This is a genomic window from Algoriphagus sanaruensis (assembly GCF_001593605.1).
GTDB lineage: Bacteria > Bacteroidota > Bacteroidia > Cytophagales > Cyclobacteriaceae > Algoriphagus > Algoriphagus sanaruensis.
The window spans coordinates 691,941-713,899 of sequence record NZ_CP012836.1; the positions used below are offsets into that span (position 1 = coordinate 691,941).

Consider the following 21,959-nt stretch of genomic DNA (forward strand, 5'->3'; position numbering starts at 1 on the left):
AGTTAAAATCGTTTGCTGCGGTTTCGTCTATAATCTTCAAAAATGAGATCGCCAAGTCCCTTCAGGCTGCTGTAGTAAGCGTTGCCGTTGTTGACTTTGGTAAACTCTTTTACAAATTCTTTGAGATAAGGATCCGAGGCGATCATAAAGGTCGTCACGGGTATTTTCAGTTTACGGCATTGGGCAGCTAGTTTCAGCGTTTCCGCGAGGATCTTACTGTCGATGCCAAAGGCGTTTTTGTAGTACTTAATCCCGACTTTGAGGCAAGTGGGCTTGCCGTCGGTAATCATAAAGATTTGCTTGTTGGGATTCTTTCTGCGTCGGAGCAAATCCATCGCAAGCTCTAGTCCGGCGACAGTATTGGTATGGTATGGACCAACTTGTAGGTAAGGCAAATCTTTGATTTCGATTTGCCAAGCATCATTTCCGAAAACGATCACATCAAGCGTGTCCTTAGGATAGCGGGTTTTGATCAGTTCGGCTAGAGCCATCGCCACTTTTTTTGCAGGAGTGATTCGGTCTTCTCCATATAAAATCATGGAGTGGGAAATATCGATCATCAATACAGTGGAGGTCTGGGAGCGATATTCTGTCTCGACCACTTCCAGATCGTCCTCTGTCAGCAGGTAATCCCCAGAAAGTCCATGATTGGCTTGGGCATTTCGAAGCGAGTCAGTCAGGGCGATTTGGTCCAGATTGTCCCCAAATTCATAGGCTCTGCGGTCAGTGCCACGCTCTTCACCTTGTCCGGAATGGGTAGTTTTGTGCTGACCGGATTTGCCGCGCTTGAGTTTGCCAAAGATTTCCTCCAAGGCAGACTTTCGAATCGTCTGCTCTGCTTTACCAGTTATTTTGAATTCTCCTTTTTGATTTTCTTCTGTCAAATACCCTTTTGATTTCAGGTCTTCGATAAAGTCACCAATCCCGTAATTGGGGTTAGTCAGGTTGTATCGCTTATCCAAATTGGTCAGCCAACTTAAGGCCTCGGCTACATCGCCTCCAGTCATGGTAACCAGCTGCAGGAAAATATTCAGCAAATTCTCGAAGGTATTTTTCTCCGGGTCCTGGGGAGGCACATACTGCGTGAAGCGAAATCCTTTCATGGTCAGAAGCTAGACATTAGAAACGAGACACAAGACTAGAGTATCAAGTTTCAAGATTAAAGAAAAAGGGGTAATACATGGTTTAACAAAGCGAGGGGCTACTGAGTTTAGTATTCCTCATAAAAATCCGGGAAAAGATGAAAAACTATCATAGCGCAGTCGGAATTGTCACAGGAGTATTGATCCTATTTGTCACCTTGATTCAATTTAATATTGCGCAGATGCTGATTTGGGCGATTTTTCTGGCAGGGCCTTTTTTGATTTTATGGATGGTTTGGGCGGTATTGGCGGCTCCGGTCGAGATTGAGGAAACTTTTGAGGAGCAGTGGTATCAAGATCGGGAAGACTTAAAAAGAGGGGAATAATCTCTAAATTTCGGCTATGACCCCCGCCGAAAAACACGCACAAATCCTCAAATCCACCGCCAAGCGTCTGGGGTTTGACTTTTGTGGGATTGCGAAAGCTGAATTTTTAGAGTCAGAAGCTCCTCGGTTGGAAGAATGGCTCAATCGAAACTATCAGGGGAAAATGGCCTATTTGGCCAATCACTTTGACAAGCGACTTGATCCTACCAAATTGGTCGAAGGTGCCAAAACGGTGATTTCTCTCATCTATAATTACTACCCAGAAAAGCAGCTTCCTCATCAGCTGGAGGACCTCAAACTTGCCAAATATGCCTATGGGGCAGATTATCATGAGGTGATTCGAGCTAAACTCACAGAGTTTTTGGAAGTTCTCCGGGAAGAAATTGGTGAAATCAACGGCCGCTCCTTTGTGGATTCGGCGCCGGTGATGGAACGGCAATGGGCACAGAAAGCTGGATTGGGTTGGATTGGAAAAAACAGCCTGCTACTCAATCGGCAGATGGGTAGTTTTTTCTTTTTGGCCGAATTGATCATCGATTTGGACGCGATTCCAGATACGCCTTTGGTCAAAGACTACTGTGGGACCTGTACGGCATGTATTGATGCTTGTCCGACTGATGCAATCGTACAGCCGGAGGTGATTGATGCCTCCAAGTGCATTTCCTATCTGACGATCGAACTCAAAGAGGCCATTCCAAACGAGTTTGTGGGAAAAATGGAAAATTGGGTATTTGGCTGCGATATCTGTCAGGATGTTTGTCCTTGGAATCGGTTTTCACGACCTCATCACGAACCGGCTTTTCGACCCAGTGATGAATTGGCTAATTTTTCAAATAAAGAATGGGTCGAAATGACTGAGGAAACTTTTAAACGTGTTTTTGCCAAATCAGCGGTGAGGCGGACCAAGTTTGCTGGGATTAAGCGGAATGTTGATTTTTCTAGCTTTAAAAAGCCTTCAAGCTAATATCTAAGCTACTTACGGAGTGTGTAAGTGCACCCATGGAGATATAATTTACCCCACACTCAGCCACAGCTGCCAGTGTATCTTCGGTAATTCCTCCAGAGGCTTCTGTTTTATATTTTCCATCAATCATCCTTACTGCCTCCCTCATGGTTTCAAAGTCCATATTGTCCAGCATGATATAATCTACGCCTCCGACCTTCAATACTTGGCTCACTTCATCCAGGGATCGAGTTTCGATTTCGATTTTCAAGTTTAGACCATTTTTATCCAGATAAGATCTAGTCTGGGAAATCGCTTGTTGAATTCCTCCGGCAAAGTCCACATGGTTGTCTTTTAGCATGACCATATCGTAGAGCGCAAACCGGTGATTGACCCCTCCTCCAATATGGACTGCCCATTTTTCCATCAACCGAAAATTGGGTGTGGTCTTTCGGGTATCCATGAGTTTGGCATTGGTATGCGCGATAAGCTGATTGAGTCGATAAGTTTTGGTGGCGATGGCACTCATGCGCTGCATGCAGTTGAGCACAAGCCGTTCAGCAGAAAGAATTGATGCAGCAGGCCCTCTTACAATTAAGCCTATATCTCCCTCTTTCACTAGATCTCCGTCTTCTACTAAAAATTCAACTTCCAATCTTGGGTCGACTGCCTTGAAAATGTGCCCCGCCATCTCAACGCCAGCGATAATACCCTCATCTTTTAAAAGGAGTTTGGCCTTACCCAGTTTATCAGCAGGTATAGCCGCTAAGGATGAATAATCTCCAGGGCCAATATCTTCTGCAAGTGCAGCAGCAATAAATTCATGAATGGCTTGGGGGGTAAGATAGGCAGGCTTCATATCGCAAAAATAACCAAATCAACGGGGCGAAGTTCAAAATGAAGCGCTTTAACTAGCCCTTTACAAAATCCAAACTGTAGATTCGAATGTTGCTTTCGATTTGAGAAACTTTAATAAATACCTTAAACACAGCATTATTGCTCGAATATTCACCTACATAAGTACTGTGACTACTTGGATTTTCATTTTTAAAAATTAGGGAAAATCCAGAAGGGGGATTTTTTTTGAAGAATTCTCGGAGGACTAATTCAGCCTGGTTTTTTGAAAAATCTCCTTGTTGACCATTGATATTCAAAGAAATGCTCGGCAAAAAATGTTTGGAGAGTTCACTGCTTGATCCCAATTCGATCGCAGTAATAACAGGATCTATCTGGTTGACATTTACCATAGAATAGTCTTTCGGACCAATCCAAAGAAAAAGAGTAAGAATTAAGCTAATCCACGGCATGACTGCTCAAAGGCAAAATCCAAGCCAAAAAAAGTCGTTTAAATCAAGAATACTGGACAATATGCTGGCACACATTCCTACAGGATCAAAATTTTTTGCCGGGTAGATTGCCTTGAAAAGTAATATATTTGCCCCATGGATAAGAAAGTTTTACTTATGATTTTGGATGGTTGGGGTATTGCCACCAACCCAGCGGTATCTGCAATTGACAAGGCGAAAACGCCGTTTGTTGATGGCTTATATACCAAATATCCCCATGCTAAGCTTGAAGCTTCTGGGCTAGCAGTAGGTCTTCCTGAGGGACAAATGGGAAATTCCGAAGTCGGACATATGAATATCGGAGCTGGCCGGGTAGTTTATCAGGACTTGGTAAAAATTAACCAAGCCGTAAAAAATGGCGAATTAAATGCTCATCCTGTTTTGACTGAAGCTTTTGCAAAAGCGAAATCAGGAAAGAAAAAAGCACATTACATTGGGTTAGTTTCTGATGGAGGTGTCCATGCACATATCGAACACCTCAAAGGCCTTTGCGATGCAGCAAAGTTTCATGGATTGGAGGAGGTATACATCCATGCGTTCACAGATGGTAGAGATACTGATCCGAAAGGAGGAATTAACTATTTGGCAGACCTTCAAAACCATTTGGGAAGTTCTGCCGGAAAAATTGCCTCTGTAGTCGGAAGATATTATGCCATGGACCGAGACAATCGATGGGAGCGCGTGAAGTTGGCCTATGATGCCATGGTTCTAGGTGAAGGAGAAAAATCTAAAGATGTACTGGCCTCCATCAAGAAGTCTTACGACAACAATGTAACCGATGAATTTATCCGTCCTATCATCCAGGTAGGTGCTGATAATAAACCGCTTGCTGTTATTGAAGAAGGAGATTTGGTGGTATGCTTCAATTTCCGAACCGACAGAGGGAGAGAAATCACTCAAGTCCTTACCCAGCGCGATTTTGAGGATTTCCATATGAAAAAAATTGCCTTGGATTACATCACTTTCACCAATTACGATGAGACGTTCTCCGATGTGAAGGTGTTGTTTGAGAAAGATAATTTGAATAATACTCTTGGAGAAGTGTTGGAAAGAGCTGGTAAGAAGCAAATTCGAATTGCCGAGACTGAAAAATACCCGCACGTAACCTTTTTCTTTTCAGGAGGTAGAGAGAAAGAATTTGAGGGAGAAAGTCGAATTCTTTGCCCTTCTCCAAAAGTAGCTACTTACGATCTCAAACCAGAAATGAGCGCATTTGAGATTGCTGCTAAAATCAATCCAGAGCTTAAAAAGAAAAGTGCTGATTTCATTTGTCTCAACTTTGCCAATGCCGATATGGTCGGACATAGCGGCGATTTTGATGCTGCGGTGAAAGCCTGTGAAGCAGTGGACGAATGTGCGAATAGCGTAATTACTACGGCTTTGGCAAATGACTACACCATCATTGTCATTGCAGATCACGGGAATTCCGATATGATGATCAATGAAGATGGTACGCCAAATACTGCGCACACAACTAATCTTGTTCCTTTTATTTTGGTCGATGACAAACAACAAATTCCGGTGAAAAATGGAAAACTGGGAGATTTGGCACCTACCATTTTAACGCTAATGGGGGTAGATATTCCAGCCGAAATGACCGGAGAAATCCTGTTGGCATGATGAAACTGAAAACGTTCCTTCTCTTCGGGCTGCTAGTTTTTGCAGCCCTTTCCTGTGGGCCCAAAGAATCGGGTGTAGGCTTGGAAAAGCTTCCCTATTTTGACTTAAAAAGCTTTGTCAATCTTCAGGCCCAGCGATTAAATGAAAAGTCCGTCCTGAAATCTTCCCGAATCAATGGGGAAGAAGAAACTGCGGAGCAAGTTTATTCCGAGCAGGACTGGAAAGAGGAGTTTGATGCCTTTATTCAGGCGGATATCAATACACCTTCACTGGCTTTATCGTATTCTACAGAGGTATTTCATGATAATTTGATCCACCGTCTGTTACCAGATGAAAAAGGGAAAGTAAAGGAAATCAAAGTTCGCTACGTGAGGGATTTGCCTGTAGAGGTTTCTTTCAAACTTCAAGAGTCTAATCTCTTTTTTTCAGCCACCACATTTGGTTCAATTTTTATCAATCAACAGACTCAGTTAGTTGATCATTATTCGATAGAAACAACTCAAAAAGTTATGTTTCTAAAACCAACGAATATTAAAATTCAAGGCGTAGTAAGACAATAGAAAAAAACCCTGAAGCAGTTAAGCTTCAGGGTTTTTTCTTACTGGTTAAAAAGAGGGGGTCGTTTACTTTGCCAGTCTGTATTTTCTTGAATCAATCGGCCTAACATGATAAGTTTTTCTTCATCAAAAAGATTGGCCAATAAGGTGATCGAAGTTGGACTTCCATTTTCTGCAAATCCATTTGGTAAGCAAAGAGCTGGATGTCCCGTCAGGTTGGTAATTTGAAGTTGCTGTCCAGCAAAGGAAGGAGTCACAATTACATCGTAGTCTTTCATCAATTCGTGCATTTCCTGGATCAACAGTGTACGCTGACGGCTCATTTGTACATACTCTACGGCAGGAATCAATCTTGCAGATCTAAAGACATTCGGCCAAGCATTTCGGTGTTGAGCTACGAGTTGGTCATCCAAGTCTAAACGGGTGAGTTCATCAAATGCAGCAGCGCCTTCCACCAACAGCATACTTACCAAAGGTCCGGCATTAATGCTGGTTTTAAGTTCAAGAGGATGCAGCTCGATGCCTTGATTTTTTAATACGTCCAATACCGCTTGATCATTTTGAATGTTTGGACGGGTGCCTTCAAAGAATGGCTTGAAGTATCCTACTTTTAGTTTTTTGACCTCATTTTTGGAAGAATAATTTAATGCTGCCGGAATGGTGGATGGGTCTTTGGGATCCATGCCATTGAGGATTGATAGTACGATGGCATTGTCTAACGTGGAACGAGAGATTGGGCCGATCTTGTCCATGGACCAGCTCAAAGCCATGGCTCCATGCTTGCTGACCCGACCATAAGTAGGACGAAGTCCAGTGACTCCATTCCGGGTGGATGGGGATACAATCGAGCCGAGAGTTTCAGTACCAATCGCAAAGGGTACAAGTCCAGCACTCACAGCCGAGGCCGATCCAGCCGAAGAGCCACTTGATCCTTGTTTTAGGTTCCAAGGGTTTTTGGTAACTCCGCCAAACCAGACATCTCCCATGGCTAAGGCTCCAAGTGTGAATTTTCCGACAAGGACTCCTCCAGCCTCGTCGAGTTTTTGGACAACTGTTGCGGTTTCTTGAATTACTTGATCCTTGTAGGATGCCGCACCCCAAGTGGTTTTGGTATTGGGTACAGCAAGGAGGTCCTTAATTCCATAAGGAATCCCATGAAGCGGACCTCGATAGATGCCTTGGGCCAGTTCTCGATCCATCATTCTAGCTTTTTCAAGAGCGGTTGATTCCATTAAGGTGATCAGGCATTGGAGAGTGTCTGAGTAGGTTTTGATCCGATTCAGATAGATTTGGGTGAGTCGTTCTGAGGTGATTTTTTTGTTTTTGATCAGGACGGCTAGTTCATGGACAGGCAGGTAAGCGATGTCATGGTCTTTCTCGGGAAGGGATACTTCGGAAGGTAAGCCCCAGTCTGGGGTCTTTTGATCCTGACTCGGGAAAAAGCCCTGAGGAAGTGGGTTGAAGATCAAAGCAGGAGCGACTGAATTTTCAAGCTTGGTTTTTCTCAGAATCTCATAGGAATTTCTGTGATTGGTTAAGGTACCCACCATGCTATCTTTTTCTTGAGGAGTAAAGCTCAAACCGATCAGATCTGCAGCAGCGTCAATCGTAGCAGGATTTATTTCTCCCACATTTCTTCCCATGACAAATCCCAAAGCTGTAAACGCGACAGCTGAAAGGATCAGAATAGGGCGGTACGAATGGTGTAATTTTCGATTCATTGGATAGTTTTGTGATTGTAATAACAAACTTCAGAGGCCTGAAGGTGTTTAAATAGCCGAATAAAATCAAACCACCCATGGATCAAAACGTCGGTTTTCCAAAATTTCCTATGCATTATCGAGGACTGTTGTTACTCACAGGAATCTATACCGCGTCTTGGTCTGCACTTTACCGGATGATTGGTCCGGAACTATTGCAGTGGTTGTCCTTGGGTGCGTCCAAAGAATTTGATTTACCCTATTCTTATTTTGGTGGCTTTGGAATTCTTCTTGGGTTGGTAATTTTTGTTTCAGCGTTTTATCCTGTAAGCTGGGTTTGGTTGATTTTGGCTGGAATTACCGGAAAATTGATAACTGCCACTTGGTTTGTCCTTGGATTTATCCCTGAGTTGGACTGGAATAAGCGGACTATTTTTCACTTGGTATTCAATGAATTGATCTGGCTGATTCCCTTGATTTTGATTTTTTTAAGGTCGCTTCAAGTGAAATCTTACCTCAAAGAAATCGAAGAAAAATCTTGATTTTTCCAAAATTCACGGAGTATCTCTTTATCATTTTTCGAATCCTAGACCAAGGGATTATTTCTTAACTTGGCTACCCGTAGTATTTTCTTCTAGACTATTTTGACAGCTATGTCTCAAAAACAACCCCATAAACTCTTTTTGTTGGATGCAATGGCCCTGATTTACAGAGCTCATTTTGCTTTCAGTAAAAACCCCCGCATTAATTCCAAAGGACTCAATACCGGTGTCATGTTGGGATTTACCAATACGCTTTTAGAAGTTTTGGAGAAAGAAAAACCGAGTCATATTGCTGTAGCTTTTGATACTAAAGCCCCTACTTTCCGCCATATTCAGTATGAACCTTACAAAGCGAATCGTTTGGATCAGCCTGAGGATATTATGGTTTCGATTCCTTGGGTAAAGGAGATTGTGCGGGCTTTCCGAATTCCCGTATTAGAGATGGATGGATTTGAGGCGGATGATATTATAGGTACCATCGCTAAAAAAGCCGAGAAAGAGCATTACACAGTCTACATGATGACGCCGGATAAGGATTATGGGCAGATCGTCGATGACCATATTTTTTTGTATAAACCTGCATTTATGGGAAATGGAGTCGATGTGATGGGTCCCAAGCAGGTCTGTGCTAAGTGGGATATCGAGCATGTCGACCAAGTCCGAGATATTTTGGGTTTGATGGGTGATGCGGTGGACAATATCCCTGGCATTCCTGGTATTGGTGAAAAAACGGCCGTCAAGCTCCTCAAGGAATTTGGAACGGTAGAGGGCCTTATAGCCAATGTCGACAAGCTCAAAGGAAAGCAAAAAGAGAATGTGGAAAATTTTGCAGCTCAAGGCATTCTTTCCAAAGAATTGGCAACAATCAAAATTGACGTTCCGGTAGATTTTGTGGAAGAAGAGCTGCGCTATGAGGGATTTGATGAGGAAAAACTTCGAGCCATCTTCACTGAGTTAGAGTTTAGAACCTTAGCAAGTCGGATTTTTAAAGATAGTCCGGGGAAAAAAGCAGCCATTGCAGCTCCTGCTCAGATGGATTTATTCGCTCCTGCCCCCGCCTCCCCTTCTTCTGAGGAAGAGGGTATCGAGGAAGAACTTCCTACAGTGCCTACGGTATTTGAAACAATCCATGGCAATGTCCATCAGTATCATAAGATTAAAGGAAAGGTAGCAGTAGAGGAATTAGTCAGTTATCTCAAGCTGCAGGACGAAATCTGCTTTGATACCGAAACGACCGATCTCGATGCCATGAAAGCTGAATTGGTTGGGCTTTCGTTCGCCTATGTACCCGGCGAGGCCTACTACATTCCTGTCACCTCAGATCTTCAAGAGACCCAGGAAATTTTAGAGGTGCTTCGGCCTATTTTTGAAAATGAATCGATTCTCAAGATCGGGCAAAATGTAAAGTACGATATGCTCGTCTTGAAGAATTATGGGATTGAGGTGAAGGGTACGCTGTACGATACGATGTTGGCGCATTACCTGATCGAGCCCGAAGGAAAGCATGGAATGGACTGGCTTGCGCAGCAATACTTGAACTATAAGCCGGTTTCTATTACCGAACTAATTGGCAAGAAGGGGAAAAATCAGGGCAATATGCGAGATGTCGACGAGGATGAAGTGACTGCTTATGCCGCCGAAGATGCCGATATTACCCTGAGATTAAAGGAAAAATTAGATCCGATCATTCAGTCAAATGGCTTGAAAAAGTTATTTGATGAGGTGGAGAATCCCTTGATTCGAGTTCTAACCGATATGGAATTTGAGGGTGTGCGGATCGATACCGGGAGCTTGGCTGAACTTTCAGTGGCTTTGGATGAGGAAAGTAAGGAAATCGAGAAGCGGGTATATGAGCTGGCTGGTGTGAAATTTAACCTAGCCTCCCCTAAACAACTTGGAGAAGTTCTTTTTGAAAAACTCAAGCTTGACCCTAAGGCCAAAAAAACCAAAACAGGACAATATGCGACTGGCGAGGAAATCCTCAGCAAAATGGCTGACGAACATGAAATCGCTCAAGCTATTTTGGATTACCGCCAAATGGTGAAGTTGAAGTCAACCTATGTCGACGCGCTTCCTACCATGATCAATGCCAAAACTGGCCGAATTCACACGACCTATAATCAATTTGTGGCGGCAACAGGCCGTCTTTCTTCGATCAATCCCAACTTGCAAAACATTCCAATTCGGACATCGAGAGGCAGGGAGATCCGAAAAGCTTTTGTACCGAGGGACGAAAATCACGTTCTCCTTTCAGCCGATTATTCTCAGATTGAACTTCGGCTAATGGCAGCATTTTCTCAAGATGAATCAATGTTGGAGGCCTTCCGAAACGGACGGGATATCCATGCTACCACTGCGGCTAAAATCTTCAAGGTGCCGTTGGAAGAAGTGACCTCGGATATGCGTCGAAAAGCCAAGACCGCCAATTTCGGGATCATCTATGGAATTTCAGCCTTTGGGTTAGCACAACGACTTTCGATTCCTCGAGGGGAGGCAAAGGAAATTATTGATGCCTATTTCTCTGAGTTCCCTGCTGTGAAAGAATACATGGATGGAGCGATCGAGAAGGCCAGAAAAGACGAATACGTTGAAACAATCCTCGGCCGAAGACGCTACCTACGAGACATCAACAGCCGCAATATGACCATGCGCGGATTTGCAGAACGAAATGCTATTAATGCGCCACTGCAGGGTTCAGCCGCTGACCTGATTAAAGTAGCGATGATTCACGTGCACCAATGGATGAAAAAGGAAAAGCTTAAATCCAAAATGATCCTTCAAGTACACGATGAATTGGTATTTGATGCACATAAAGACGAGGTCGAGCTCCTTAAAAAAAATATTCCAGGATTAATGTCCAATGCGATCCAACTACCAGTTCCAATTGAAGTGGAAGTGGGAGTGGGTACGGATTGGCTGCAGGCGCACTAGGAAGAAGTTAGATATCAGACACAAGATGCAAGACTATCGAAGTAGAGTCAGGCTTATCGTATACTTGTTTGATAGGTTGGGAATCGAAAGAAATTTTCCCCTGAGGCGTGGTTTTTTAGAATGAAAAGCCAAGATCTGAGCATCAAAATTTGATTTTATTTTCCTGGATCATCTGAGTCGGTTCTAAATGGGAATCGCCTCTAAAAGTGGGGACACCGTCCCCACAATCTTAGAAAAAGGTCTCCTCTTTAGTTTTTTTTTCAATCTCGTTTTTGTCTCGTAAATCAAAAATCGTAATTCGTACCTCGATATGGCTAAAGTAAAAACCACCTTTTTCTGTCAAAACTGCGGAGCGCAAAGCCCCAAGTGGCTGGGTAAATGTCCTGCCTGCGGGGAATGGAATACCTATGTAGAGGAAATTCTTCAAAAGGAAGAAACAGGAAAAGGGAGTTGGAAACCCCAAGGCTCTGGTTTAAAAAAGTCCAATACTCCTAAGAAAATTGACGAAGTCAATTACGAGGAACAGCCACGCTGGGTCACTTCAGATCCAGAATTGGATCGAGTGCTGGGAGGAGGAATTGTTGCGGGATCATTGGTTTTGATCGGAGGCGAACCGGGGATCGGAAAGTCTACCTTGATGCTTCAGATTGCGTTGACCTTGAAAGGGAAAAAAGTACTTTATGTCTCAGGGGAGGAAAGTGAAGCTCAAATCAAGATGCGAGCAGATCGGATGTCTGCCAAAAACCCAGATTGCTATGTCCTGTCGGAGACCAATACCCAACAGATTTTTCAGCAAATCGAGATTCTGAAACCTGATTTTTTGGTAATTGATTCCATTCAGACTCTAAGCAGTCAATATGTGGAATCTGCCGCAGGATCAGTATCTCAAGTTCGGGAATGTACTGCCGAGTTGATGAAGTTTGCCAAGGAGACTGGCACGCCAGTTTTCCTTATTGGCCATATTACCAAGGACGGTTCCATCGCTGGCCCCAAAGTTTTGGAACATATGGTGGATACGGTCTTACAGTTTGAAGGAGACCGACATTTGACTTATCGGATTCTCCGTACTTCCAAAAACCGTTTCGGCTCTACACATGAACTCGGCATATATGAGATGCGGGCAGAAGGGCTGAGATCAGTAGCTAATCCATCCGAAATTCTCTTGACCCAGCGGGAAGAGGTCCTAAACGGCGTAGCTATTGGTGCCATGATGGAAGGAAATCGACCGCTTTTAATCGAAATCCAATCTTTAGTCAGTCCGGCTACTTATGGTACTCCTCAGCGAAGTAGCACCGGCCATGATGCCAAGCGATTGAATATGCTTTTGGCGGTGTTGGAAAAGCGTGGAGGGATGCGGTTGGGTCAGCAAGATGTGTTTTTGAATGTTGCTGGAGGACTTCGTGTAGATGACCCGGGACTGGATTTAGCTGTTTGTGCGTCTTTGATTTCCAGTTATGAGGATACTCCGGTATCTGAGCAGATTTGTTTTGCAGGAGAAGTGGGGCTGGGAGGTGAAATCCGCGCGGTCTCTCGAATCGAAAACCGAATTGCTGAAGCGGAAAAACTTGGCTTCAAAAAAATTGTAGTCTCTAAATATGCCGTGAAAGGCTTGGACCTAAACAAATTTAAAATACAAATCCTGCAGGTGAGTAAGCTGGAGGAGATGTATCAATTGATCTTTTAAAATGTTTTTTAATTAATCATGTTGGTAAGCTTGAAGCCTAAAAAAATTGCCATCCTAGGTGCTGGTGGAATGGGAGTATGTACTGCCCTCGAATTAGCCCAAAGAGGATACAACGTTGATCTATACGAAGAGCATCATCTTCCTTTGCGAAAGGCAAGCTATGCCAATGAAGGGAAAGTTCATGTGGGCTTTATTTATGCCATGGATAAAAGCTTTCATACCGCATACCAAATGTTGGTTGGAGCCGTCCACTTCACAGAATATCTCAAACGATGGGTTGAGATAAAACCTGAGGAAATGATTTCCACTCCTTTTTATTACCTGGTGCACAAGGGATCATTGCTCACTGCACAAGCGCTCAATGTTCATTATCAGCGCTGTTGTGAGGTCTTTGATCAGCTTTCAGGAGGAGGAAAAATGAAGTACTTGGGCTTGTTCGATTCACTTCAGGCGACCCTTTTGCCCAAGTCTAAAATTGAAGAAATTGGCAATCCTGAGTACATCGAAGACATTTTTGAAACAACCGAATACGCTGTCGATCCAAGGTATATCGCCGAAAAACTCACAGAAGCTTTAGCCCTAAATCCAAATATTAACCTTATTGCGTCCACCAAGGTAGAATCCGTGTCAAAGGTTGGGAGCTATCTTCGAGTACATGCGGTTCAAGGGGACACAAAACTGACGGAGGATTACACAGATGTCATCAATTCCACCTGGAACGGACTCTTGGAAATTGATCGAACTATGGGAATAGAGCCGGTGGGCACCTGGTCACATCGCTACAAGTTTGGCAATAAAATTTTGGTTCCTTTGAAGAGACAAGACCTTCCTTCCACCACGATGGTTTTGGGACCATTTGGGGATACCGTGAATTTCGGCGATCGAGGGGCCTTTATGTCTTGGTATCCCATTGGACGTACAGGTTGGTCGGAAGCGTATCGACCCCCAGATTGGGACTCTATGTATTCTCCAGAGGAAAGAATGGAAGTATTCCAAGGCAGTTTTGAAGAACTGAAAAAACGAGTTCCAGCTTTGGATAAGTTGAAGTTTGACCCTGAATCGGTTGATCCTGTAGGAGGTGATATTTTGGCCTTGGGAAATATCGATGTAGATAAAAATGAAAGTCGACTCCACGAACGATTTGAAGTAGGAATCCGATCATTTGGAAATTACCATTCAGTAGATACCGGCAAATACACCATTATTCCCTATTTGGCGATGAAGATGGCGGATCGAATCGAAGGAAAAGTTTGACAAAAGACTATGGATCAACCGCTCATCTCCATCATCACAGCGACTTATAAAGGGAGTCATTTCTTGGTTCATTCCATTCCCTCTGTCATTCGTCAGGATTATCAAAACTGGGAACTAATCGTGGTTGGGGATGGCTGTACGGATGAGACCGAAGAGGTGGTCGCAAGCTTTGGGGACCCAAGAATCCATTTTTTCAACCTTGAACAGAACAGTGGACAACAGGCAACTCCGAATAATTTTGGCTTGCAAAAAGCAAAGGGTGAATTCGTATGTTTCCTAAATCAGGATGATTTGTTTTTGTCAGATCATCTCGGCAAATCCTTAGCTGAAATTCAAAAATCAAAAGCTGATTTTATCATTGTGCCGGGTATAAAAGTAATGTCCAGTAAAAAAGAAGATTTTGAAAATGGGAACTTTCAGGTTCAGCTATGCAGCGTGCATCCGGATGGCCGATACTCTACCAATGTGTTTAGTGTCGCTTCCACCTGGTTTTTCAAACGTGAGGTGATCCAAAAACTTGGACCTTGGAAATTAGAGCATGAACTTTACATCACTCCTTCTCAAGAATGGATTTACAGAGCAAGTCGTTCAAAAGTCCAATTTCATTTTCCCCAGCGAGTTGGGGTTATGGTCATTTTAAGCGGCGAGCGGAAAAACTCCTACCTCATTAAATTCAGCCACGAACATGCCTACTTCGCTTCTAGGTTAAATGATCCTGAGTTAAAAAGTCGATTATTGGAGAAGGCGGCGATTTTTGCACATAGTGAACTTCAACTGCAATTATTTTTTAATCCCAAAATCCTGATCAAACGGGTTTTGGGTCTTCCGGTGGATTGGATTTTGAATCGCCTGGGAATCCATCCCAATGCACTTCGAAATAGAAGTGCTTGGGGAAAAAAAGGAAATCTGATCCGAAAAGTGAGAAAAGATACAGGCCTTAATTCCTAATCCATTCATCGATCCGATTTCAATTCTAGTTTTGTCAAAAAACTGCTAGAAATGAAAGCTCTTCTCACCATTGGACTCTTGGTTCTATCCAACACGTTCATGACCTTGGCATGGTATGGTCATTTAAAATTTGCCGAGTGGAAATGGTTCAATAAGCTTGGACTGGTTTCGATTATCTTGATCAGTTGGGGGATCGCCCTTTTTGAATATTGTTTTCAAGTCCCCGCCAACAAAATAGGCTTTTCTGGGAATGGAGGCCCTTTTTCGTTGGTTCAACTCAAAGTGCTCCAAGAGGTAATTACGCTGATTGTATTTATGATTTTTTCATTGATTGCCTTTAAGACCGAAACCTTGAAGCTAAACCACCTGATCGGGGCGGTTTTTCTTATTTTGGCAGTCTATTTCATCTTTAAAAAATAAGCCGTGAATAAGCCTCAAGATTTAACTCTTGACCCTGAAAATTGGGATCAAATGAGAGCGCTTGGTCATCAGATGATCGATGATCTGTTTGATTATTGGCAATCCATTCGAGAACAAAAAATCTGGAGACCGATTCCTGAGGAGGTCAAGGATTTTCTGAATTTACCGATTCCTGAAAATGCTCAGCCTGCGGAAGAGGTTTATGCCGATTTTAAGAATTATGTCTTCCCATACAATAAAGGGAATGTTCATCCTCGGTTTTTTGCTTGGATCCAAGGAACAGGGACGCCTATGGGGGTCTTGGCTGATTTGTTGGCGTCTGGGATGAATCCAAATACCACCATCGGAGAGCATTCGGCCATGTATGTAGACCGGCAGGTCGTCAATTGGTGTAAGCAACTCATGAATTTTCCTGCTGAGGCTTCTGGGATATTGGTAAGTGGGGGTTCGATGGCCAATATTACCGCATTAACAGTAGCACGAAATTCCTTCGGAGAAGAAAAAATCAGACAACGAGGATTAAAAGCGGCTTCCGCTCAATTGGTGTTGTATTGCTCAGTAGAGACTCATTCCTGCATCCAAAAAGCTGCTGAAATTATCGGTCTTGGTTCGGAGGCCGTTCGTAAAATTGGGGTTGACGATCAATTTCAAATGGATGTTCTCGAGTTGGAATCTCAAATTCAGGATGATTTGAATCAAGGGCTTTTACCATTTTGTGTGGTGGGCACTTCAGGAACGGTAAACACTGGAGCCATTGATCCCTTGGAGGAGTTGTTGGCGATTTCCAAAAAATACGGCCTTTGGTTTCACATAGACGGAGCTTATGGCGCCTTAGCCAAACTTGATCCAGCATATTCCTCTCGATTGAAGGCAATCGAATCTGCCGATTCCTTAGCCTTTGATCTTCACAAGTGGCTTTACGTTCCCTATGAAGTAGGCTGTACGCTGATTCGGGATGCTGATAAGCACCGAGAGGCGTTTGCAATTACCCCCAATTACCTACTTCAGGAGTCGCGCGGGCTTTCTGGAGGATTGGACTCGATCAATAATTATGGGTTTGAGCTGTCCCGAGGATTCAAAGCCTTGAAAATATGGATGTCATTGAAAGAGCATGGACGAGAAAAATATGCGAACATGATTGCTCAAAATAACCAGCAGGCAGCCTATTTGGCAAGTTTGGTGGAGGGCCATCCTGATTTAGAATTGATGGCTCCAGTTTCGATGAGCATTACTTGTTTCCGGATGATCAAGCCTGATCTGGATGAATCCCAACTGAAAGAATTAAACCGTGAAATTCTCCTTCGTCTTCAGGAAGAAGGAATTGCATCTCCAAGTTCCACGATTCTGAATGGAAAATACACCCTTCGTATTGCCAATGTGAATCAACGAACTCGAATGGAGGATATGGATATTTTAGTTCGGGAAGTGGTTCGAATCGGGAAAGAGATTCATTCATTTTGATAAAAACGTCTTTTCAGTTTGAATTGGCTTAATTTTCGCTTTTCTCACCTCAAACTTTTAACACCTTTATGAAAACGATCAAACTATTCGCCCTTGTTTTGGGCCTTGCTTTCCTAACTACCTTCGAATCCCAAGCACAAGAAATCGGTCTTCGATTTGGCGACTTTTATGGTAATAATGTCGCTATTGACGGGATTTTCGCTACGGGTGATTTTAGCCGTATCCATGCCGATGTGAGTTTTGGGGGAAATGGGTTGGGCATTGATGCCTTGTGGAATCCGATTTATGAGGACATTCCTGACACGGATTTGCAATGGTATGCCGGCTTTGGACCTTCTGTATATTTGGCGGATAACTTCCGATTTGGAGCCGCTGGTGAAGTGGGTGCTGAATATGCTTTTTCTGAAGTGCCAATTACTATTGGATTGGACTTTCGTCCTTACTTATTCTTAGTGGAAGTTACTGAGTTTCGTGCAGGATTCGGTTTGAATGTTCGCTGGAGACTACCGTAAATAATTAGATTTCAATACATTTAAGCCGTCACAACAGACGGCTTTTTTTATGCAATTACTGATCGAAGGTGAGTTTTTTCTTGAGCGATTTTCTGGTAAGGGAGGATGGACTTTCGTTCGCCTTCCCATTTCCCAATTAGGAAACCGAAATTATTTCGGGATGCTCAAAGTGTCAGGAAAGATCGATTCCATGGAGTTTGATCAAAAGACCTTGATGCCAATTGGTGATGGTTGTTTGTTCCTTCCGGTTTCAAAGGATATTCGAAAAAAGATCGAGAAAGAAGAAGGACAACGTGTACAGCTTGTCCTCTATCGGGATGAAGTTCCCAATGACCTTCCTGAGGAATTGAAAGATTGCCTACTGGATGATCCCGGGAAATTAGACTTGTTCTTGAAGTTAGAGCTAGGAGATCGAAAGAAATGGCTTGAATTGATTTATTCTTCGGCTACAGAAGACCAAAAAGCCGAACGAATTGTCCGGCTTTTAGATTTTTTGGGGTGATAGGTAGTCTTCGTTTCCCTCATTTCGTGGATTAAAATTCTATAATGATTCCAACAGTCGGTAAAAGTGTACCTGCTGGGTTGGCCACCTCACGAAGAACATATCGACTTGGATCGCTTGGATCCACACGAATAGATCCATTCGAATCCCGGGAAGGGATCAGTAAAGGGGCTTGTTCTGCTTGGAAATTATAGGCGTTTTGAATGTCGAAATACCAATTGAGATTCCATTTTTCGAAGTAGTATTTCTTGTCCACTCGGATATCGAGTTGATGAAAGCTGGCCAGGCGAACGCCGTTGATTTGGTTGAAATCCTGAATGGGAGAATTACGCAAATCCCAGTTTTGAATTAGAGATGATGCGGCGAAGTCAAAGGGCGTAAACGGAGTACCTCCCAAAAACCTCCATCTACCCCCGATTTCCCAGTTGTTCCCAAATCGCTTTCCAGCTGTCAAACTGACTATGAAGCGATTGTCCCAAGCAGAAGGAATAAATCCATTGGTATTGGGATTGGTAAATTCACTCCGAACCAAGGTCAGAGAAGCAATTCCATAGAAGTTTTTAAACAATCGCTGCTGAGCTAAGAATTCAATGCCATAAGCCCTTCCTTCTGAATTTGATAAGACAGGTTCATTTCCAATGACCCCAAAATCCGCTCCTAAATTTGCCAAGGAAATTCCATTGCGGATGGAAGAAGGATAATTGCTGTATTTCTTATAGAAAAGTTCTGCTGTAAACCTTCGGGATTTTTCAGGAACTAGAAGTTCAATACCCCCGATCAACTGTGTATTCCGGATAAATCGTACATCATTGTCTTGATTGACAAAAGCTCCTTCGTTATTCTGAAAACCTAAAATGGTGTAAGATGGACGCTGATAGTAGATTCCAGCATTGGCTGTTGCATACAGATTTGGGCGAAGCTGATAGGAAACAGAAAATCTAGGACTGATTTGATTGAGCGGGTTGGATGCTGTTTTTCCAAAATCAGATCCATCCAGTCGAATACCTCCTGTCAGTAATAATCGATCTCCGTTTAAATTTCTGCTTCCTGAAAAGAATGCGCCATAGGTCTGATAATTGGAGATGGAGGAAATGTCAATTATACCTCCTGTGTTTGACAAAGTTGCCCGGTCGAAATTGTCTATCAAATACCTCGAATACTCGTAATTGACGCCATATTTGAGGGTATATCCTTTACCAAAAACGCTGTTTTCAGCTCTGAATTTATTCTCCGATTCTTGGGATTTGTAATTGAATAAGAGATTTGCATCGTTGCTTTCGTCATTTCCTGCATACTTGTAGGATTCATTATTGAGCATGTTTCTGCTCAATACAAACGTCCAATAACCATTTTCTCGAAAACGCTTGAGTTTTGCGCCAGTGGCATAGTTCCATTGGGATTGGATGGGCAATACGCCTAGAAGATATTCTCGGTCTTCTTGCTCTTCTTGAGTTTCATTCTCTGGGATGTCAAAATTCAGCGCAAACTGGTCAATAGCACCGATTCCCAGAAAGGTCAGCTCCGTTTTTGCATTGATTTTTGTAGTGGTTTTGAACTGAAAATCATTGAAGGTCGGCAAGAATGGGAGGCCAAGAAGTCGGAACAGCCCTTGTAGGTATGACCTTCTAACGGAGAGTAGGTAAGTGGTTTTTGGGGAGAGTGGACCTTCGTTTGAAAGCGTCAATTCAGAAGCCCCAACCGTCAACTGCGTAAACATTTTGTCTCTTCGTCCCTCCTTGAGTTGGATTTCAAAAAAGGAACTCAATCCATTCATTCGGTTTGCGGGGAATCCTCCAGCGATAAGATCCACGCTTTTAATCAAGTTGACATTCAAAATACCTACTGGGCCGCCAGAAGATCCCTGGGTTGCAAAGTGATTAATGACTGGGACTTCGATCTCATCGATAAAAAAGCGGTTTTCATTTGGTGCTCCGCCCCGGATCAAAATATCGTTCCGAAAGCTTGGAGTGCTTGCCACCCCAGGTAAGGCCTGAATCACCCGCGAAATATCCCTGTTTCCTCCAGGATAACGCTCGATTTCATTGGTATTCAGTTTCCGAACTGACAGTGGCGTTTCTTCTGACCGAGTAAACTCACTACTTACCACGACTTCATTCAGCTCAGAAGCATCCTCGGAAAGGCTGAAATCGAGTTGAACGGGTCTAGCCAAGGTCACTTGGATTTCATAAACCGTGGAGGTTTTGTATCCGACAAAGCTTGCTCGGACGTTGTAGAGACCGGGAGGAATATTTTGAATTTCATAGAACCCATTTTCATCTGAAATGGCCCCTAATTCGGTGTTCAGGATCAATATATTGGCAAATGCTACCGGCTCATTATTGACTGGATTGGTTATTTTTCCTCGGATTATTCCTTGAGGAAATGCCTGAAAGGCAAAGAATAAAAAGGCAGTAAAAAGAATTGATAATCGCATCGATTGAGGTTTTTCTATACTAAATCAATCCTGACCTCAAAAGTTTGATTTTTACTAAAAATTGACTTTTATCAATCAAATTGACCCGTTTGTTGCTCTTTTACTCTCCAAAGTCTCCACCAAGGAGTGCCCGGAGAATCGTGGTGTTCGAAGTGATATCCGAAGAAATAGCAAGACAGAAAAGCCCAAAGGTGATTTTTTGATTGAGATTGAGAATGATGAATATTATCGCCCTCTCCTTTATGAGGCAAGTAGGTACCGAAGTAAAAAAGTTGTAAGGTGGAAAGTATCGCAGGAACCATCCAGAATACGATCAAATTTTCCATGGGGAGCCAAAGCTTTAGCAAATTATAGGTCACCGCCATTAAAAGGATTTGCCAAATCGTTACGTATTGGCGGATAAAGCTGAGATACCAAGGAAAGAATTTCCCGGAAGAATGGTAGTCAGGATCTTGATCCGTGGCCACAAATCGGTGGTGTTCGTGGTGCTTTGGGAAAAGTTTCCAGTAGAAATTGTAGGAAAATAAAATTGCTGCTACCCAGCCGGTAAAGTGGTTGATTTTTTTATTTGAAGCGACCACCCCATGCATGGCATCATGTGCAGTAATGAATAATCCTGTGTATAGATGCATTTGTATCAGGATGGCCAAATAGGTCAATGGATTGCTCCATGAGAAATCCCACTGCAATAGAATCCCCAATAAAACCGCCCAGACCACAATAATCGACCAAGCAATAACAAGGCCTTTGGGGTCTAGTGAATTGGGATTACGTCCTGAAGACATAGTATTAAAAGGTCAAAATGCGCTCTCTTACCTGTTCCATCAGCCACATAGGTGTGGAGGTAGCTCCGCAAATTCCTACCGTTTCATTTGATCCAAACCAACCTTCTTCGATTTGATCGGGGTTGGAAACGAAAAAGGTGTTCGGGTTTTTTTCTTTGCACACATTATACAGAACCTTTCCATTAGAAGATTTGGTACCGCTTACAAAGACGATTTTGTCAAATTTTTCTGCAAAATCTCTCAACTCTTTATCTCGATTTGATACTTGGCGACAAATGGTATCATTGGTATTGACCGTAATCCCATTATCACTCAAAATGGAGTTGATCTCGTAAAATTTATCGGTGCTCTTGGTCGTCTGACTATAAAGCGTGAGGTTTTTAGGTAATGCTTCCAGATTCAATTCAGAAATATCCTGAAAAACTACAGCTTTGTTATTCGTCTGTCCCAAAAGGCCGATCACCTCAGCGTGGCCGTGTTTGCCGTAGATGTAAATATTTTCGTCCTTATCAAAGGAATTCTTAATTCGGTTTTGAAGCTTGAGCACCACAGGACAGCTCGCATCGATTAGTGTAAGGTTATTTCTAATCGCCAATTCATAAGTAGATGGAGGTTCACCATGAGCACGGATCAAGACTTTTTCATCATTTAGATTTTGTAAATCTTCATGATTAATGATTCGTAGGCCTTTTCGAGTCAGTCGGTTCACTTCCTCATCATTGTGAACTATATCCCCAAGACAATAGAGATAGCCTTGTTCGTCGAGAATCTCTTCAGCCATTTCGATGGCATACACCACCCCAAAGCAAAAGCCTGAATGATCGTCAATATGTACTTGGAGATTTTTCATTG

The 21,959-nt window shown here is 43.0% G+C and carries 20 protein-coding genes; 13 read left to right on the top strand and 7 right to left on the bottom strand.

Annotation, left to right across the window (positions count from 1 at the left end; translation table 11 throughout):
* Positions 1-2: 2 nt before the first annotated feature.
* Complete coding sequence (locus tag AO498_RS03045) at positions 3-1,103, bottom strand: vWA domain-containing protein (RefSeq protein ID WP_067543625.1); 1,101 nt, start codon at positions 1,101-1,103, stop codon at positions 3-5.
* Between the two features lie 137 nt (positions 1,104-1,240).
* Here AO498_RS03045 and AO498_RS03050 point away from each other — a divergent pair, with 137 nt between their 5' ends.
* Positions 1,241-1,468, top strand: a complete 228-nt coding sequence (locus AO498_RS03050; RefSeq protein ID WP_067543628.1) for a hypothetical protein — start codon at positions 1,241-1,243, stop codon at positions 1,466-1,468.
* Between the two features lie 16 nt (positions 1,469-1,484).
* The gene (gene queG / locus AO498_RS03055) at positions 1,485-2,432 is read left to right on the top strand and encodes a tRNA epoxyqueuosine(34) reductase QueG (RefSeq protein ID WP_067543630.1); all 948 of its coding nucleotides are present in this window, start codon (positions 1,485-1,487) and stop codon (positions 2,430-2,432) included.
* Here the strand turns inward: queG and nadC are convergent.
* A complete protein-coding gene (gene nadC, locus AO498_RS03060; protein WP_067543632.1) occupies positions 2,413-3,270 on the bottom strand; it encodes a carboxylating nicotinate-nucleotide diphosphorylase in 858 nt (285 codons plus the stop codon). The genes queG and nadC overlap by 20 nt on opposite strands.
* A gap of 52 nt (positions 3,271-3,322) precedes the next feature.
* Positions 3,323-3,718: a DUF4783 domain-containing protein gene (locus AO498_RS03065; protein ID WP_067543635.1), complete on the bottom strand. Its 396-nt coding sequence runs from the start codon at positions 3,716-3,718 to the stop codon at positions 3,323-3,325.
* A 135-nt stretch (positions 3,719-3,853) separates the two neighbouring features.
* Between AO498_RS03065 and gpmI the strand changes: the two genes are divergently transcribed.
* Both gpmI and AO498_RS03075 read left to right on the top strand, forming a co-directional pair.
* Positions 3,854-5,377, top strand: coding sequence for a 2,3-bisphosphoglycerate-independent phosphoglycerate mutase (gpmI, locus tag AO498_RS03070; RefSeq protein ID WP_067543638.1), 1,524 nt, complete (start codon positions 3,854-3,856; stop codon positions 5,375-5,377).
* Complete coding sequence (locus AO498_RS03075) at positions 5,374-5,937, top strand: hypothetical protein (protein WP_067543640.1); 564 nt, start codon at positions 5,374-5,376, stop codon at positions 5,935-5,937. The genes gpmI and AO498_RS03075 overlap by 4 nt, the downstream gene beginning before the upstream one ends.
* A 38-nt stretch (positions 5,938-5,975) precedes the next feature.
* Here AO498_RS03075 and AO498_RS03080 read toward each other — a convergent pair whose 3' ends face one another.
* Entirely contained in the window at positions 5,976-7,655 is a 1,680-nt protein-coding gene (locus tag AO498_RS03080) for an amidase (protein ID WP_067543643.1), read from the bottom strand.
* 77 nt (positions 7,656-7,732) lie between these two features.
* Here AO498_RS03080 and AO498_RS03085 point away from each other — a divergent pair, with 77 nt between their 5' ends.
* From AO498_RS03085 to AO498_RS03125, 9 genes are all read left to right on the top strand, one after another.
* Entirely contained in the window at positions 7,733-8,176 is a 444-nt protein-coding gene (locus AO498_RS03085) for a hypothetical protein (RefSeq protein WP_067543646.1), read from the top strand.
* A gap of 111 nt (positions 8,177-8,287) precedes the next feature.
* Positions 8,288-11,107 carry a DNA polymerase I gene (polA, locus tag AO498_RS03090; protein ID WP_067543649.1) on the top strand — a complete coding sequence of 940 codons (2,820 nt, stop codon included), beginning with the start codon at positions 8,288-8,290 and terminating at the stop codon, positions 11,105-11,107.
* A 310-nt stretch (positions 11,108-11,417) separates the two neighbouring features.
* The gene (gene radA, locus AO498_RS03095) at positions 11,418-12,791 is read left to right on the top strand and encodes a DNA repair protein RadA (RefSeq protein WP_067543652.1); all 1,374 of its coding nucleotides are present in this window, start codon (positions 11,418-11,420) and stop codon (positions 12,789-12,791) included.
* An 18-nt stretch (positions 12,792-12,809) separates the two neighbouring features.
* Positions 12,810-14,045 carry an FAD-dependent oxidoreductase gene (locus AO498_RS03100; protein ID WP_067543655.1) on the top strand — a complete coding sequence of 412 codons (1,236 nt, stop codon included), beginning with the start codon at positions 12,810-12,812 and terminating at the stop codon, positions 14,043-14,045.
* Between the two features lie 9 nt (positions 14,046-14,054).
* Complete coding sequence (locus AO498_RS03105) at positions 14,055-14,993, top strand: glycosyltransferase (RefSeq protein WP_067543658.1); 939 nt, start codon at positions 14,055-14,057, stop codon at positions 14,991-14,993.
* Positions 14,994-15,044: 51 nt separating this feature from the next.
* The gene (locus AO498_RS03110) at positions 15,045-15,413 is read left to right on the top strand and encodes a DMT family protein (RefSeq protein WP_067543661.1); all 369 of its coding nucleotides are present in this window, start codon (positions 15,045-15,047) and stop codon (positions 15,411-15,413) included.
* A 51-nt stretch (positions 15,414-15,464) separates the two neighbouring features.
* Complete coding sequence (locus tag AO498_RS03115; protein ID WP_067550211.1) at positions 15,465-16,874, top strand: pyridoxal phosphate-dependent decarboxylase family protein; 1,410 nt, start codon at positions 15,465-15,467, stop codon at positions 16,872-16,874.
* A gap of 68 nt (positions 16,875-16,942) precedes the next feature.
* The gene (locus AO498_RS03120; RefSeq protein ID WP_067543664.1) at positions 16,943-17,386 is read left to right on the top strand and encodes an outer membrane insertion C- signal; all 444 of its coding nucleotides are present in this window, start codon (positions 16,943-16,945) and stop codon (positions 17,384-17,386) included.
* Between the two features lie 49 nt (positions 17,387-17,435).
* On the top strand, positions 17,436-17,888 hold the full coding sequence (locus AO498_RS03125; RefSeq protein ID WP_067543667.1) for a DUF1905 domain-containing protein: 453 nt from the start codon (positions 17,436-17,438) through the stop codon (positions 17,886-17,888).
* A gap of 31 nt (positions 17,889-17,919) precedes the next feature.
* Here AO498_RS03125 and AO498_RS03130 read toward each other — a convergent pair whose 3' ends face one another.
* The 3 genes from AO498_RS03130 to AO498_RS03140 form a co-directional block, all read right to left on the bottom strand.
* Positions 17,920-20,322, bottom strand: coding sequence for a TonB-dependent receptor (locus tag AO498_RS03130; protein WP_067543669.1), 2,403 nt, complete (start codon positions 20,320-20,322; stop codon positions 17,920-17,922).
* Between the two features lie 71 nt (positions 20,323-20,393).
* The gene (locus AO498_RS03135; RefSeq protein ID WP_067543671.1) at positions 20,394-21,107 is read right to left on the bottom strand and encodes a fatty acid desaturase; all 714 of its coding nucleotides are present in this window, start codon (positions 21,105-21,107) and stop codon (positions 20,394-20,396) included.
* Between the two features lie 4 nt (positions 21,108-21,111).
* Positions 21,112-21,957, bottom strand: coding sequence for a 4-hydroxy-3-methylbut-2-enyl diphosphate reductase (locus AO498_RS03140; RefSeq protein ID WP_067543673.1), 846 nt, complete (start codon positions 21,955-21,957; stop codon positions 21,112-21,114).
* Positions 21,958-21,959 lie beyond the last annotated feature (2 nt).